This window comes from Thalassospira sp. GO-4 (genome assembly GCF_023588965.1).
Classification (GTDB): Bacteria; Pseudomonadota; Alphaproteobacteria; order Rhodospirillales; family Thalassospiraceae; genus Thalassospira; species Thalassospira povalilytica.
This window is the reverse complement of the sequence record NZ_CP097807.1, coordinates 2,890,383-2,905,386: the sequence shown is the minus strand read 5'-3', so window position 1 is coordinate 2,905,386 and position 15,004 is coordinate 2,890,383. Positions and strand designations below refer to the sequence as shown.

General features: G+C 54.9%; 15 protein-coding genes. 7 read left to right on the top strand and 8 right to left on the bottom strand.

Annotated features, from left to right (window positions below; genetic code table 11):
- Positions 1-202: 202 nt before the first annotated feature.
- Both M9H61_RS13410 and M9H61_RS13405 read right to left on the bottom strand, forming a co-directional pair.
- Complete coding sequence (locus M9H61_RS13410; protein ID WP_114112204.1) at positions 203-985, bottom strand: cobalt-precorrin-6A reductase; 783 nt, start codon at positions 983-985, stop codon at positions 203-205.
- A 42-nt stretch (positions 986-1,027) separates the two neighbouring features.
- Positions 1,028-2,149 (bottom strand): cobalt-precorrin-5B (C(1))-methyltransferase, encoded by a 1,122-nt coding sequence (locus M9H61_RS13405; RefSeq protein WP_250280967.1) that lies wholly within the window; start codon positions 2,147-2,149, stop codon positions 1,028-1,030.
- A 225-nt stretch (positions 2,150-2,374) separates the two neighbouring features.
- Between M9H61_RS13405 and cobA the strand changes: the two genes are divergently transcribed.
- From cobA to M9H61_RS13370, 7 genes are all read left to right on the top strand, one after another.
- Complete coding sequence (gene cobA, locus M9H61_RS13400; RefSeq protein WP_101246818.1) at positions 2,375-3,244, top strand: uroporphyrinogen-III C-methyltransferase; 870 nt, start codon at positions 2,375-2,377, stop codon at positions 3,242-3,244.
- 98 nt (positions 3,245-3,342) lie between these two features.
- Complete coding sequence (locus M9H61_RS13395) at positions 3,343-4,119, top strand: sulfite exporter TauE/SafE family protein (RefSeq protein WP_250280965.1); 777 nt, start codon at positions 3,343-3,345, stop codon at positions 4,117-4,119.
- Positions 4,120-4,315: 196 nt separating this feature from the next.
- Positions 4,316-4,930, top strand: a complete 615-nt coding sequence (locus M9H61_RS13390) for an SCO family protein (RefSeq protein WP_250280963.1) — start codon at positions 4,316-4,318, stop codon at positions 4,928-4,930.
- A gap of 109 nt (positions 4,931-5,039) precedes the next feature.
- On the top strand, positions 5,040-6,398 hold the full coding sequence (locus M9H61_RS13385) for a cobyrinate a,c-diamide synthase (RefSeq protein WP_250280961.1): 1,359 nt from the start codon (positions 5,040-5,042) through the stop codon (positions 6,396-6,398).
- Positions 6,399-6,509: 111 nt separating this feature from the next.
- Positions 6,510-6,974 carry a YcgN family cysteine cluster protein gene (locus M9H61_RS13380; RefSeq protein ID WP_250280959.1) on the top strand — a complete coding sequence of 155 codons (465 nt, stop codon included), beginning with the start codon at positions 6,510-6,512 and terminating at the stop codon, positions 6,972-6,974.
- A 503-nt stretch (positions 6,975-7,477) separates the two neighbouring features.
- On the top strand, positions 7,478-8,971 hold the full coding sequence (locus M9H61_RS13375; RefSeq protein ID WP_101246823.1) for a PAS domain-containing methyl-accepting chemotaxis protein: 1,494 nt from the start codon (positions 7,478-7,480) through the stop codon (positions 8,969-8,971).
- A 193-nt stretch (positions 8,972-9,164) separates the two neighbouring features.
- Positions 9,165-9,917: an MBL fold metallo-hydrolase gene (locus M9H61_RS13370; protein WP_250280957.1), complete on the top strand. Its 753-nt coding sequence runs from the start codon at positions 9,165-9,167 to the stop codon at positions 9,915-9,917.
- Between the two features lie 140 nt (positions 9,918-10,057).
- Here M9H61_RS13370 and M9H61_RS13365 read toward each other — a convergent pair whose 3' ends face one another.
- From M9H61_RS13365 to M9H61_RS13340, 6 genes are all read right to left on the bottom strand, one after another.
- Positions 10,058-10,324, bottom strand: coding sequence for a DUF1150 family protein (locus M9H61_RS13365; protein ID WP_101246824.1), 267 nt, complete (start codon positions 10,322-10,324; stop codon positions 10,058-10,060).
- Positions 10,325-10,340: 16 nt separating this feature from the next.
- Positions 10,341-10,838 (bottom strand): Hsp20 family protein, encoded by a 498-nt coding sequence (locus tag M9H61_RS13360; protein ID WP_250280955.1) that lies wholly within the window; start codon positions 10,836-10,838, stop codon positions 10,341-10,343.
- 239 nt (positions 10,839-11,077) lie between these two features.
- Positions 11,078-12,712, bottom strand: a complete 1,635-nt coding sequence (locus tag M9H61_RS13355; RefSeq protein WP_228194977.1) for an adenylate/guanylate cyclase domain-containing protein — start codon at positions 12,710-12,712, stop codon at positions 11,078-11,080.
- Between the two features lie 280 nt (positions 12,713-12,992).
- Positions 12,993-13,718, bottom strand: coding sequence for a gamma-glutamyl-gamma-aminobutyrate hydrolase family protein (locus M9H61_RS13350; RefSeq protein WP_114112213.1), 726 nt, complete (start codon positions 13,716-13,718; stop codon positions 12,993-12,995).
- A 328-nt stretch (positions 13,719-14,046) separates the two neighbouring features.
- Positions 14,047-14,475, bottom strand: coding sequence for a DUF6691 family protein (locus tag M9H61_RS13345; protein ID WP_228194979.1), 429 nt, complete (start codon positions 14,473-14,475; stop codon positions 14,047-14,049).
- Positions 14,472-14,906: a YeeE/YedE family protein gene (locus tag M9H61_RS13340; RefSeq protein ID WP_250280952.1), complete on the bottom strand. Its 435-nt coding sequence runs from the start codon at positions 14,904-14,906 to the stop codon at positions 14,472-14,474. Before M9H61_RS13340 ends, M9H61_RS13345 begins: the two co-directional genes overlap by 4 nt.
- Positions 14,907-15,004 lie beyond the last annotated feature (98 nt).

Genomic DNA, 15,004 nt, shown 5'->3' with positions numbered 1-15,004 from the left:
CAATCGCCGCCATTAACCTACCGCGCAAACCAACTTTGCCGGTCATGATATTCCCACTCTATGGATTGTTCTGGTTATACGAGGTCAGAACCCGTTTTAAGTCGGAATTCGGCCCCTGACGGCTTGTTGCCGTCTTTCGGGCATTATTGAATCAAAGTCACTAATGGTCCAGCGGTGTTTGCGTTGCAATATTGCGAAATTATTATTTATCGAGAAACTTTTGGACGCTCTCGAGTATAATTTCGCGACTTGTTGCTTGCGTTACCGGTTCGGCACCCGGTCGTTCAATCATGATGACCGGTAAACCGAGATTGCGGGCAGCCTCGATCTTGGCAAAGGTTGCGTCGCCGCCGCTGTTTTTGCAAACGATCACATCGATATCGTGACGTTCAAGAAGTTCGGTTTCGCTTTCAATACTGAACGGGCCACGGGCAAACAGCCATTCCCCATAGGCCAGATCAAACGGATCGCGCGGTGCATCAACGGTGCGCACCAAAAGCCACGTTTTTTCAAGTCCTTCGAACGCATGCAGGTTTTTGGCCCCACAGGCAATCAGCGCGCGTGTCCCGTGTTGGGGAAGAATACGTGCCGCTTCCTCGATCGAGCGGACCTCGATCCAGTTGTCGCGATCGGTTTTTTTCCAACCCGGCCGGTAATATTGAATGCAGGGCATGGCAACCGCCTGACAGGCTTGTGCGACATTGCCGGAAATTTCGATGGCATAGGGGTGGGTTGCATCGATCACCAGATCGATCTGTTCACTTCTGATATAGGAAATGATGCCTTCGGGCCCGCCAAATCCGCCAATCCGTACCGGTACACCGTCCGGAAGGCTTGGCGCGCTGGTGCGTCCGGCCAGCGAAAGCTGCAACCGGATATCACGCCCGAATTCATGCATCAGGTCTTCGGCAATGCGGTTGGCGTCCCCGGTGCCCCCAAAAATAAGGATATGTTTCGGGCGTTTGGCAGGGCGGGAAAGCGACATGGGCAAGTACCTTATTCTCTTTTGATCGGTCCATGGGATGGATCAATTGGTTATTTTGGGCCTGAACTGGTCAAAGTCACCAATGCCGTGACGGGCAATAATCATCCCGTCGCGATCGGTAACGACAATTTCGACCGCACCGGCGCCATCAAGGGTGGCGCGCGCGGACTCACAGGCCAGACGCGCAATGGTCCTGGCAATATTAACGTTTGCCGCCTGACAAAGTTCCAGCACCTGTTTGGCCGTATTGGCGGTTTTCACCTGTTCCTGAAGGTCACCGTCCCCCCCGGCAAGCCCGACCGTCTCTGCAAGTTTGGCAAAATCGACCTGGGATCGGCTGCTATGAAGGTCAAGATGGCCTTGCGCCAGTTTGACCAGCTTGGCAAAGCCGCCGGCAATGCTGATGAACGCGACCGGGTTCTTGCGCAGATATTTCAGCATCCCGCCGACAAAGTCGCCCATATCAAGAATGGCTTCTTCGGGAAGATCGTAAAATGTGCGAATGGCGGCCTCCGATGTTTTGCCGGTCGCCCCGGCAACATGGATGCGCCCGGTGGCACGGGCCACATCGATCCCGCGATGAATGGAATGAATCCACGCCGAACAACTGAACGGGATCACGATCCCCGTGGTGCCAAGAACCGATAAACCACCGACAATGCCCAACCGGCCATTCCAGGTTTTGATGGCAATTTCTTTGCCCCCCGGGATCGAAATTTCGATTTCCACATCACCGGTTGCCCCGAACGTTTCGCACAGTTCGGTGATCTGGCCGATCATCATTTCGCGCGGTTTGGGATTGATTGCAGCTTCGCCGGGCGGCAATGGCAAACCCGGTTTGGTAACGGTGCCAACCCCGTCACCGGCGTGAAATGTAATGCCGCTTCCCGGTGTGCCATGGCGGACGGTTGCGATGATTTCCGCGCCATGGGTCACGTCCGGATCATCGCCGGCATCCTTGATCACGCTGGCCCGCGCCCATCCCGTTCCGCGTTCGGCCTTGACCAGTGCAAAGGACGGCGTTTCCCCGCGCGGCAGGGTAATGGTCACCGGATCGGGAAAATCCCCGGACAGCAAAGCCTGCCATGCAGCACGGGTCGCAGCGGTGGCACAGGCCCCCGTTGTCCATCCCTTGCGCAGCGGTCCGTCCGGTTTTCTGGCCATACGTTGATTTTTCCTGTCAATCTCACTACTGATCCCGGTATGGATCGGTGCGGGCAATGCCGCAACGGGATATTCAATTAAACATTAATATTAATGTTGTTTAAAAATTAATACGACAAAATTACGGAAATAAGTTGGACGTATCGTTTGATTGCTGTTTAACATATTCTCTCAAAGTGGTCCTGCACAGATGGGCCAGATTCCAATGCACAGAAGTATGATATAATGACGGCTCTTGGTCTTGATTTTCCGGTATTTGAACCGGGTTGGGTATGGCTGGTTGGTGCGGGTCCGGGGGATCCGGGCTTGCTGACGCTTCATGCGGTTAACGCCATGCAACAGGCCGATGTCGTTGTGTATGATGCCCTGGTTGATGAACGGATTCTCAATCTTTTGCGGGCTGATGCCAAACGCATCTATGCCGGCAAGCGCGGCGGTCGTCCGTCCTCAAAACAGACCGATATTTCATTGCAACTGGTCGAACTGGCCAAACAGGGTTTGCGTGTTCTGCGTCTTAAGGGCGGCGATCCGTTCGTGTTTGGCCGTGGCGGCGAAGAAGGCATGACCCTTGTGGATCACAATGTGCCTTTCCGTGTGGTGCCTGGCATTACTGCCGGGATCGCCGGGGCGGCCTATGCCGGTATTCCGACCACCCATCGCGACTGCAATTCGTCGGTCACCTTTGTCACCGGCCACGGATCAAGCGGCGATGTGCCGGACAATATCAACTGGGCGGCCCTGGCCAAGGGTGCACCGGTCCTTGTGATGTATATGGCGATGAAACATCTGCGCCGGATTTCTGCCGAACTGATGACCAATGGCCGGTCGGGGGATGAACCGTTGGCCGTAATCAATCAGGCAACCACACCCGATCAGGGCATTTTGATCACCACCCTTGAAAAGGCCGCCGATGATGTCGAACGTGCCGGCGTTGAACCGCCGGCGGTCTGTATTCTTGGCAAGGTGGTCGGGTTGCGTGATCGTCTGAACTGGCTATCGCCCCAGGATGATGTCAAATCGGTGCGCAATGTCCCGTTTGAACAGGTGCTTGAACTGATCTCGACCCCGTCCGATCCGCTTAAGGATCAGGGGTAAGGCACAGATTAAATCCGTTCCAATGGATTGATATATATCGTTGTCCGTAAGCCCCGTGCTTGTCACAATCGCGCCAATCGATTTGACCCGGATGGATCATGGACGAACAACAGGTATTGATCCGCATCCTTGAAAGCGGCTGGGCACAATGTGCTGAAATCCTGCGCGATGATGGCGGGGTGATTTTGTCTGCCCTGATCGCAGGTTTGGTGGGTAGTGTTACCCATTGTGTCGGCATGTGCGGGCCGTTCGTGATTTCACAGGTCACCAGCCGGATGGAACAGCTGCCGGTCGACAAGATGACCGAATTGCACCGTCTGACCGGGGCGGCGTTATTGCCCTATCAGTTTGGGCGATTGACCACCTATTGCCTGTTGGGTGGCTTGGCCGGGTTCTTTGCCGATGGCATCACGGCATTGACCAGCATCTGGTGGATCGGTCCGGTCTTGCTGGTGCTGGCCGGGGTGTTTTTCCTGATTTTCGGGATCATGGGCCTTTTACCGCATCTGGGCGGGCTATTGCCGACGACGGGGGACAGCCGGTGGTGGAACCGGGTTTTTGGTGACCGTTTGCGTCCGCTTTTTGCCGCACCTTTCGGGTTTCGCGGATATGCCCTTGGCGTGATGCTGGGCTTCATTCCCTGCGGGCTGGTTTATGGTGCCCTTGTTCTGGCTGCGGCCACCGGTGTCGCATTGAACGGGGCGGTGGTGATGCTGGTCTTCGGGATGGGCACGGTGCCGATGCTGTTTGTGACCGGCTTTGTCGGGCAATATGCCGCGCGGCGTTTTCGCGGCCTGATGGTGCCGGTCGGGCGTGGCTTGATGATTATCAATGGATTGATCCTGTTTGCCCTGGCGGCACAGGCGGTGGTTTGACCATGCCTGCCCGATTTCCGGCCATCTGCGGTTGGGGCGAAATTCATCGGGTTTATATGGTTTTGCACCGGGGTGTGAGCTTTCCCACAGTCGCTGCCCTTGCAGGATTGAACAGGGCATTTATAGTGCCCGGACAGTTTGGAATGCTTAAAGATCGGCCAATCGGGATCGGTCGACGATAAAAGAGGTAGGGCGCGTGAGCAAAAAGACGCTTCTGGCAATTCTGGCGATTGCACTGGTTCTGGGGATCGGTCTGACCTATCGGCTGATGATGATGGGCACAGAAACCCAGTCATCGGGTGCCGCATCGATCGGCGGGTCGTTCGAACTTGTCAATCAGGACGGCAAGACGGTCACGGAAAAAGACTTCGCCGGAAAATATATGCTGATCTATTTCGGCTATACCTATTGCCCGGATGTCTGCCCGACCGAATTGCAGGTCATGGGCAATGCTCTTGATCTGATGCCGGACGATCTTGCGAACGAAGTCACACCGGTCTTCTTCACCGTTGACCCCGAACGTGACACGGTCGAGGCCATAAAGGCCTATGTCCCCAATTTCCATGAACGCATGGTCGGACTTACCGGCACCGTGGCGCAGACATCGGCGGCTGCCAAGACCTTCCGTGTCTATTACGCCAAAGCCATCCCCGAAGGCGAGCCGCAAGATACCGATGCCTATTTGATGGATCATTCCTCCTTTGTCTATCTGATGGACCGCAACGGGCAGTTCATTCGCCACTTCAATTACGGCACATCCCCCGAAGACATGGCCAAGGGCATTGCCGAAGCGGTTAAAAAGAACGGCTGATCTTTCCGGAAGGCTATGATTGCTGGGCGGGGTGGACTATTGTCGCCACCCTGTTACCCAATGATCACGGGGCCCAGACCGGCCCCGATCCGTGCCGGAGAACCACCAAATGCAAGACCCCGTTCCGGGCATCCTGATTGCCGCCCCGTCGTCAAACAGCGGCAAAACGGTTGTGACGCTGGCGATGTTGCGCGCGCTGACCCGCCGGGGACAATCTGTTGCGGCGGCAAAAACCGGTCCGGACTATATCGATCCGGCTTTTCAGGCTGCGGCTTGTGGCGATCGCTGTATCAATCTTGACCCCTGGGCGATGACCCCCGATCAGATCGCCTCCCTTGCCGCCGAGCATGCGGCAGGAAAATCATTTCTGATGTGCGAAGGGGTCATGGGCCTGTTTGACGGGGCGGCCAACGGCGATGGATCAACCGCCGATCTTGCAGCCCAGACCGGCTGGCCGGTGGTGCTGGTGGTTGATGTAAAGGGGCAGTCGGCCTCTGCGGCGGCGCTGATTTCGGGATTTGCCAATTTCCGCGAGGATATCACTGTTGCCGCCGTGATCCTTAATCGCGTCGGCAGTCCGCGCCATGCCAAAATGATCAGGGACGCCTGCGCCAAATATCTGCCGGACCTTCCGATCATCGGTGCGGTGCGCAGATCCGATGATCTGAGCTTGCCCGAACGCCATCTCGGACTGGTTCAGGCCGGTGAACATCCCGAACTTGACGCATTCCTTGACCGTGCTGCTGACATTATCGCAGAAGACATCGATCTTGATGCCCTTGCCGTATTGGCGGCAGGGAAACAGGATGGTGGTGAACATGGCGAGACTACGGTCCAGACCCCAACGCTGAGCCCGCCACTGACCCCACCACTGATCGCGCCGCTCGGCCAAAAAATTGCCGTCGCCCGTGACGCGGCATTTGCCTTTTGCTATGCGCATATTCTGGATGGATGGCGTGCAGCGGGGGCGGAAATCAGCTTTTTCTCCCCGCTTGCCAACGAGGCCCCGGACCCCGCATGTGATGCGATTTATCTGCCCGGCGGTTATCCGGAACTGTATGCGGCGACCCTTGCTGCGGCTGATCGGTTCAAATCGTCACTGCGCGATGCCGCGGCCCGTGATGTTGTGATCTATGGCGAATGCGGTGGCTATATGACGCTTGGCACCGAACTGATTGATGCCGGTGGCACACATCATGAAATGCTGGGTATTTTGCCACTGGCAACCAGCTTTGCCTCCCGACGTTTGCATCTTGGATATCGCGAAGCCAAGATCGGCATTCCGACCCCGTTCGGCCCGGCCGGAATGACGGTGCGCGGTCATGAATTTCACTATGCCACGACATTGTCGGAAGACGGGATTCCGTTTTGCCGTATGACCAATGCACTGGGGACCGATCTTGGTCCGGCCGGTCTTGTTTCCGGGCGGGTATTCGGATCGTTCTTCCATATGATCGCCAAGAGTTGAATATTTGCGCCGATATCGTGAGTTCGCGGAATGCAGCGGGCTGTATTACACTGTATTATCAATGGTCCCGCACATAACCGCACAAATAAGACCGCCCGCATGAGAGAACCCATGACCGACAACGATACCGGCACATTTCCGTCACAGCCCTATTGGGAAACCAAAAAACTTGCCGAAATGTCGCGCGAGGAATGGGAAGCCCTGTGCGATGGCTGTGGCAAATGCTGCTTGCACAAGTTGCAGGATGAAGACGACGATTTTGTCTATTACACGTCGGTTGCCTGTCGTCTGCTCGATTGCGAAACCTGCCAGTGCAAGGACTATCCCAACCGCACCGTGCATGTCCCTGATTGTGTCCAGCTTTCCAGGGAAAATGTCGATACCCTGAACTGGATGCCATCGACCTGTGCCTATCGTCTGCTGTCAGAAGGAAAAGGATTGCCTGACTGGCATCCTCTTGTAACCGGCAATCGGGAGTCTACATTTATGGCAGGCATGTCGGTACGCGGAATGGTGATTTCCGAAGATGACGCCCATCCGGATCTGACGCGCTATATCGTGAAATGGCCTGCCTGATCCGGGGCCTTGCGGGTCGGCCGGGAAACCATTTTACGAAAAAATTGTGTTGAGCTATCCTGTCGTATATATATGATTTCCTTGATCAATTATTCCCACAATGAATGGTTGTTCATTTTGATCTGATGGTAAAAACCGTGCGTATCAGACGCCAGAGAGTTTTTGACAGCGATATGGGGCATTATCTGCATACAAACGCGCAACAAACGTGCAACAAATCTTAGATAATCAAATACGTATGTGTGTGGTATCCAAGTTGTTCTCGTGGCACTTGTGACAGTCTGGCTAACTCCGTCGTTATGCATTTGCGTGCTGGGACAGGAAATTTTCCCGGATTTGGGCTAATTTCTATCAATTGAAATCCGGGTTTACGACAGCTCATTCAACGCCCTTCGGGCGCAGGCAAACTATACGAAGGTGGTGGCCTATGGAATTGCCCGTCTGAACGGACGGGCAAGAGGGGCCCAGGACATGCGCCTGGGCAGAGCGGAAGGACGTGTAAAGTGGGTTTCGGTATCTTCAAAGGTGACAACAAGCATGCATTGGCCGAGGAACAGGTCTCGGCAGCACTGAGTCGCTCGATGGCGCGCATTGAATTCGATGCAAAGGGAAACATCCTGTGGGCCAACGACAATTTCCAGAATGTGATGGGCTACTCGCTCGAAGAAATCGTTGGTCAGCATCACTCCATGTTCGTGCCCGAAGAAATCGTGCGCTCTGCCGAATATCAGGGGTTCTGGAAAAAACTTGGCGCGGGCGAATTTGCCAGCGGCGCCTTCCCGCGCAAACGCAAGGACGGTCAGCTTCTGTGGCTTGAATCGACCTATAACCCGATCTTTGATGATAAGGGCAAGGTCCTCAAGATCGTCAAATTTGCCAGCGACATTACCGAACGCCGTAACGAACGTGCGCTTTTGCAAAGCGTGTTCGAAGCCATCAGCGCATCCCAGGCCGTGATCGAGTTTGACCTTCAGGGGCATATTCTCAAGGCCAATGAAAACTTCCTGACGGTGATGGGCTACAGCATGGATGAAATCCGCGGCAAGCATCACTCCATGTTTGTTGAGGGCGACTATGGCAAATCGTCCGAATACAAGGCCTTCTGGCAGAACCTTAATCAGGGCAAATTCCAGGCCGGCCAGTTCAAGCGCGTCGGCAAGGGCGGTCGTGAAATCTGGATCGAGGCAAGCTACAACCCGGTTCTGGACGCGGTCGGAAAACCGATCAAGGTGATCAAGTTCGCCACCGACATCACCGAACAGACCAAACTTCTGCTTAACCTCAAACAGATGATCGATGGCAACTTTGCCGAGATTGAAACCAACATCGCCAACCTTAATCAGCGTACGGCAAACGGTGTTGATGTTTCTGCCAACACCCTGGAACTCACCAAAACGGTCGCCGCCAGTGCCGAACAGATGGCAGCATCGATTTCCGAAATTTCGCGCAGCATGTCGCAATCGCAGTCGGAAACCGAACGCGCCTTTGATCAGACCGAAACCGCCAATGAAATGACTCAGCGCATGACAGGTGTGGTCGATGAAATGGGCAGCATCGTCGAAGTCATTCGCAATATTGCCGGACAGATCAACCTGCTGGCATTGAACGCCACCATCGAAAGTGCGCGTGCCGGCGAAGCGGGCAAAGGCTTTGCCGTGGTCGCCAACGAGGTCAAAAACCTTGCCAATCAGGCCGCGCGCGCGACCGAGGATATCTCCCAGGAAATTACCGGCATCCAGTCAATTTCCGCCGAGGTTGCCCACGCGCTTGAAGTCATTCGCGGATCGGTCGAAACCGTGCGCAACGATGTGACAAACATTTCTTCCGCGGTGGCCGAACAGACCGCCGTTACCGATAATGTCAGCGTCAATATGCGGGATATGGCCCACACGGTCGAAGGTCTCAGCCGTGATCTCGAAGTGATCCGTGCCACCAGCGACGAAGTGGCTTCTTCGGTCTACAAAACCCGCGAAGCAGCCGAAGTTCTGGCGCGATAACTGAAATACGATTTGATATCAAATCCTTATCAAAGGCAGGGCCAATGTGCCCTGCCTTTGCAGTTCTGTGACAATTTGCCAGTGCCGATTGGGCTAAATCCGGAACAACTTGCTTTGCAGGGCGCAAAATCGCAAGAATAGCCGCCTGAAATTGGCAAGCTGTGTGGAAAAGACAGGCGGGGCGGTCACGGCAATGACAAGCGATTACATGCGCATTGATGTTCTGGGGGTGGGCGAAGCCTTTGACCCGAACTTCGCAAATTCATCGGTCGTGGTTACCGCCGCCGATTTCCGTTTGCTGATTGATTGTGGCGCAACGATCGCCGGGCATCTGATGGGCAAGTTTCCCGATCCTGATGCGATTGATGCCATCTATTTTACCCATATGCATCCCGATCACATTTTCGGACTGGTCCCGGTCATGCTGAACTGGCGCGATGACGGTCGTTCGAAACCGCTGCATATCCTGTGCAGTCCGCAATTGCGCACCCATCTTGAAAAACTGATGGAACTCGGATTTACCGGACTGGGATCGGCCTGGCCCTTTACGATTATCTGGCACTCGGTTCTTGATACCGACATGATTGGTCCGTTTGACTGTAAATTCGCCCGTTCCGATCATAGTGTCCAGAACCATGCCATTTTGCTGCGCTACGCCAATAAGGGGTTTGCCTATTCCGGAGATGGCAATGTCACGGCCGATACCGCGGCCCTGTTTACCGGTGCGGATCTTGTGTTTCAGGAAACCTATCTGACCCGCCACGATCCGCAACATGCCGCGCATTGTGATCTGGAAACCGTGCTGCAACTGGCATCGGACATGCCCGGTGCGCGGTTCTGGCTTTATCACATCAAACGCGATGTCCGCGCAGAAATGGCCAAGATCATTCAGGGCAATGAACAGGTCAGGATGGCTGTGCCGGGCGAAGTCATTGAAATCCGCTAGTCACAATCATCATCGCATCGCGCAAACCCCGCCTTCTCTTTGGGCTTCGGCTCAAACAAAATGATCGGCACCCGGGTGTCCGGGCGCCGATCAAATCGGAAAATGGGAATATATGCGTAGCCGGTCCTGATGGTCTGGGCTTAATGAACCGCGCGCGGTTCCATATCGTGCTGGCGAATGGCCGCATTGGCCACTGCGTGGCTTTCAAATGATGCGATATGGGTACCATCGGCGGTAAAGACGCCATAGACCAGCTCGTCACTGTCTTCTTCGGCATTGGGAACCTGCCGGACATAGGCAAAGTCGTGAATGCCAAGCATCGCAAAATCAACATTCGACAACAGGCCGGTATCCTGCGCGTCGCGCTGGCTGATTTCGGTATCGTGGTTTGCTGTGCGGTCTGTCATGTTAACCACTCCTTGGTTAGGCCTTGCCGTTATTATCGTCGGCAGTGCTGTCTTCGTCTTCGACATTCATGTCGATGGTACGCGATGGAACAGCTTTCTTTTTGCTTGATCCGATTGCGATCTCGCGCACGACCGGTTCTGGCAAGGGTCTGTTCAAATCAACATGAAGCAGGCCGTTATCCAGATGGGCTCCGACAACCTCGATTCCTTCGGCAAGAACGAAGGACCGCTGGAACTGTCGGGACGCGATACCACGATGGATATAGACACGCTCGCTGTCATCTTCGGAATGTTTGCCGCGAATGATCAGCTGGTTGTCTTCTGTGGTTACGGACAAATCTTCTTCGGCAAATCCGGCGACTGCGACCGTGATGCGCAGTTTGTTTTCACTGATCTGCTCGATGTTATAGGGCGGATAGCCTTCTGCCTTGGTTTTTGACACCTGATCAAGAACGCGTTCGATCTGATCAAACCCCAGAAGCAACGGGCTGTTAAACATAGAAATTCGTGACATTTGCAGCACCTCCTCAGTCAGAGCGAGTGTGATTAATCTTCAGACCCCACGCTTTTGGCGTTTCGGGCATCCATTTTGTTCGACCCGACGAGTTCGGCACCGAACGTATCCATCTATTCGAATAAATGTGATTTTATGCGCGATAGTCAAGACTTGCCTGCTGCATTGCATCCCCTGTCAACCCCGCCAAAACTTATACACAGGAAGCCCACAGGCTGCTTTGGCAGGAAAGAAAGGAGTCACCGCCTGACCTGTGAAAGATCGGGCATTGCATCAAGTGCATAATAGGCCACCGACTGATCCTTGCCGCGCAATGCCACTTCGTGCAAAACCGCATTTTCCGGCAAGGGAATCGGGCCATGATCAAACAGGGTCTTTGAAATCACCAGCGGTACACCGTGCCCCTTGGTCTGGGCTTCAAGCCGGGCGGTGGTATTGATGGTGTCCCCGATCGCGCTGATATTTTCGCGGCCCGGCGGGCCCATTTCCCCGACAATTGCCTTGCCCATATGGATGCCGATCCCGATGCGCAACTGATGGGGCAATTCCGACGCCAGATGAATGTTCAGCCCCTCGATCCGGCGCAGCATTTCGGCGGCACCTTCAAACGCCTGAAGGATGGTTTGTTCGGTATCCTCGCTTTCATGTCCATAAAGCGCCATCAATCCGTCACCGGTAAATTGCGCGTAATAGCCGCCCGTACTGCGCAGGGCCTCGGTCATTTCGGCAAAAAACTGGTTCAGGATAAACAACACGTCATAGGGCATCTTGCGTTCGCCAAGTTTGGTCGAATCACGCAAGTCGATAAAGATACAGACAACCTGTCTTTCACTGCCCGAAAGGCCGCCGGGGCGTCGCCCGTCGCGTGCGGTGGCATTGGGGGGCATCAATGGCGCAACCGCAAGATCGTTTTGCGGACGGATCTGACAGGCCAGCCGCATGCCGCGTGGTGCCTGGATGCTTTTAAGGGCGGCGGCCTCGATCTGGCCGGGTGCTGCCAGCTGATCCAGTCCCGAACCGCAATGCAGCCGACATGTGGTGCATCGCCCATGCCCGCCACAAACCGATGCCATCGGGATGCCCGCATCGCGAAGGGCCTCAAGGGCGGTGGCCCCCGGTGGCACGCGCACTGACCGTCCGTTGGGCAGGCTTAACATCGGTCCGCGCTTGACCCGGTCAATGGTCTGTCTGATCTGGCGCACCCCGAACGGCGCCAGTGCCAGCGCGATGGTCAGGATCGTGCAGGGTATCAGGGCATTTTCATAAAATGTAATGGCCGCCTGATTGACGTCGGCGGCTTCGAGTACGCCAAAAACATATTTGCGCCCGCCTTCTTCGACCCGGCGGATGATTTCGGCACTGGCCGCACCATAACCCGCAAGCGAAAGTGTGGGGATCAGAATGGCAAGTGTGCCAAGCGCGTTGCGCCATTTCGGATAGAACGGTTTGACCCGAAGCCAGAAATGAATACCGATACAGCCATGGGTCCAGACCACAATAACCGTGATCGCCTGAAGGATGCCCTGAAACGGAATGAAAACAGCAAGATCAAGCAACACCCGTTCATAGGGTGATCCGACATCAAAGCCCAGATCAATCACCCGGGTCGCAATAATGTGACGGAACAGCAAAAACGGAATGCACAGACCAAGGATCATCTGGGCCCATTCCGATTTGCGCAACCGCATTGACCGGCGACTGGTCAGGCGGCCGGTCGCCAGGATGAAATGGGTGATCAGCGACAGCAAAAGCAGGATTTCAAGCGGCGGGAATTGCCAGATCTCGGTCGAGAATTCATCAACCGTTTCCATGAATTCGGGCGATACAATCCCCGCGGCATGATTAAGCAAATGGGTCAGGACATAGGCGAACATTGTCAGCCCTGAATATAATCGCAAATTCTGGATCATTGTGTCCCGCCGGTTGCCCAAACTCTGGTTGCAAATGCTGTGTCGGTCTTTTGGTTTACGGTTTTAACCAAACAACCCTGACAGTATGAAGTCCAATCATAAACAAGTTATGTCTGTAATCCCGCCTGAAATAGTGACCCGGCCTGTCCGCGCCAAAGGCCCGGTAAAACCGCCCAAACAAAACGGGCCGCTGTATCAAACAGCGACCCGCGACTGAAGTTCAGTTGTCTGACCGGTTGGGATGTCAGGCGGCGTTGCGCACCCGTTGCCGGGTCATGAATTTGACAATCGATTTTGCGAAATCAGGACTGCTGATCGGGGTTTCAAGCGATTTCATTGCTGCCTTGTGCACATCTTCGGGAATCAGGTCATGGCGTGATTCCAGCAAGGCCTGCTCATAGGGGCGCATGAATTCAGGATGGGGCTGGATCGATGCGGCATTGGCGCCATATTGCAAACCGGCATAGGGGCAGAAATCCGAACTTGCCCAGACGGTTGCGCCTTCGGGAATTTCGACGACCTGGTCCTGATGAAACGCATTGATGCGAATGGTGGACGGGCTGTCAGCCAGCCAGTCTGCATTGCTGGCATCGACGTCATATGCATGGACGCCAACGCCCCAACCCTTGTCGGATTTGACAACCTTGCCGCCAAGCGCGGTCGCAAGGATCTGGTGGCCGAAACAGATACCAAATACCGGCTGACCGGCACCCACGGCTTCGCGCAGGAAGTCCTGCAGACGGATCATCCAGGGCGCGTTTTCGTAAACCCCGTGTTTGGATCCCATGACGACCCAGCCATCTGCATCGGCAATGGAATCGGGGAATTCATCTTCAAGAACGGTCCAGGTTTCAAACTCAAGGCCGGGGTCAACATCGCCAAGGAGTTTTTCCAACATCTTGGGATAGCTTTTAAACTCGTCGCGAAGTTCTTCCGGGGCGAACCCGGGTTCAAGAATGCCGATCTTCATGTGGAAACCTTACATAGACTTCAAAGTGGCGCCGGGGCCTGTTCTGCTTAGCTTGAACCACTTTGCCAAACATTGCCAAACACGACCAAAATCGCTTCAGGCTAAACAGAGCAGGCTCTAGGGTCAGTTATGGGATTTTAGCGCCAAAAACAAGTCTGGTGCTGCGAGAATTTAGGTGAATTTTCGCCGGAAATGCGAAACCGCCCGGCAAATTGCACGGGCGGTTGCACGGTCTGCGATCACGCCGCTGCGGGAGGGCCGCGTCATTCGCAGATCATCCCCGGGGAGCTAACACGGGGAGCTAACACGGGGATTTATTCATCAAACATCAGCTGTTCAGGCGCAATGCCCGGGCACCGGCCATGCCGGCAAGCATGGTGGCGACAAAGATGATGGTGTCCATCTGTCCAAAGGCCAGCGCGCTAAGGGCCGGACCGGGGCAATAACCTACCAGACCCCAGCCGGTTCCGAACATAAGCCCGCCGACAATCAGTTTGGTCGTGACATTCTTGTTGCTTGGAAGATCCATTCCGCCGCCACAAACCGCATCTGATCGCGATTTGGCAAACTGGAAAATCGGCACGGCAACCACAAGGCCACCACCCATGACAAAGGCAAGGCTCGGGTCCCAGCCACCATCGGCAATCGCCCAGATATCAAGGAAACCAAGAACCTTTTGCGGGTCGATCATGCCAGAAATATAAAGCCCGGCTCCAAACAGCGTGCCACAGATCAGCGATACGATAATGCGCATCATGCACCCCCGATCAGATGGCGGGTGACCAGCACCGTCACAAACCCGGCCGCCATAAACGAAAGGGTCGCGACCAGCGACCGCAACGAAAACCGCGACAGTCCGCAAATGCCGTGGCCACTGGTGCAGCCGCTGCCGATGGTGGTGCCGACACCCACCAGAAGACCGGCAATCACAATCACCGGAAGCGGGCTTGTGACAACGCTTTGTGCTTCGATCGGCGTACCGGTCATCAGAACCAGCGGCCCGGCAATCAGGCCAATGACAAAGGCCAGACGTTCAAATGCCGATGTGCTGCCCTTTGACGATGACAAAAGACCACCGACAATGCCGCTGATCCCGGCGATCCGGCCATTCAGCAAAAGATACAGCCCCGATGCCAAACCGATAAGTCCGCCACCCAGAAGGGCCGAGACAGGGGTAAAGTTTTCCATCAGACTTCCCGTTATAAAAAGACTTTACATTCAAATATGATAATAAATTGATTTTATCAATCAAAATCGACATTTATTCGCTGTAAAATAGGATTTTA

Coding starts and splice junctions, on each gene's coding strand:
- M9H61_RS13410 (WP_114112204.1), bottom strand. CDS start 985: ATGTCGCTTTCCCGCCCTGCCAAACGCCCGAAACATATCCTTATTTTT.
- M9H61_RS13405 (WP_250280967.1), bottom strand. CDS start 2,149: ATGGCCAGAAAACCGGACGGACCGCTGCGCAAGGGATGGACAACGGGG.
- cobA (WP_101246818.1), top strand. CDS start 2,375: ATGACGGCTCTTGGTCTTGATTTTCCGGTATTTGAACCGGGTTGGGTA.
- M9H61_RS13395 (WP_250280965.1), top strand. CDS start 3,343: ATGGACGAACAACAGGTATTGATCCGCATCCTTGAAAGCGGCTGGGCA.
- M9H61_RS13385 (WP_250280961.1), top strand. CDS start 5,040: ATGCAAGACCCCGTTCCGGGCATCCTGATTGCCGCCCCGTCGTCAAAC.
- M9H61_RS13380 (WP_250280959.1), top strand. CDS start 6,510: ATGACCGACAACGATACCGGCACATTTCCGTCACAGCCCTATTGGGAA.
- M9H61_RS13370 (WP_250280957.1), top strand. CDS start 9,165: ATGACAAGCGATTACATGCGCATTGATGTTCTGGGGGTGGGCGAAGCC.
- M9H61_RS13365 (WP_101246824.1), bottom strand. CDS start 10,324: ATGACAGACCGCACAGCAAACCACGATACCGAAATCAGCCAGCGCGAC.
- M9H61_RS13360 (WP_250280955.1), bottom strand. CDS start 10,838: ATGTCACGAATTTCTATGTTTAACAGCCCGTTGCTTCTGGGGTTTGAT.
- M9H61_RS13355 (WP_228194977.1), bottom strand. CDS start 12,712: ATGTTCGCCTATGTCCTGACCCATTTGCTTAATCATGCCGCGGGGATT.
- M9H61_RS13350 (WP_114112213.1), bottom strand. CDS start 13,718: ATGAAGATCGGCATTCTTGAACCCGGGTTCGCCCCGGAAGAACTTCGC.
- M9H61_RS13345 (WP_228194979.1), bottom strand. CDS start 14,475: ATGATGCGCATTATCGTATCGCTGATCTGTGGCACGCTGTTTGGAGCC.
- M9H61_RS13340 (WP_250280952.1), bottom strand. CDS start 14,906: ATGGAAAACTTTACCCCTGTCTCGGCCCTTCTGGGTGGCGGACTTATC.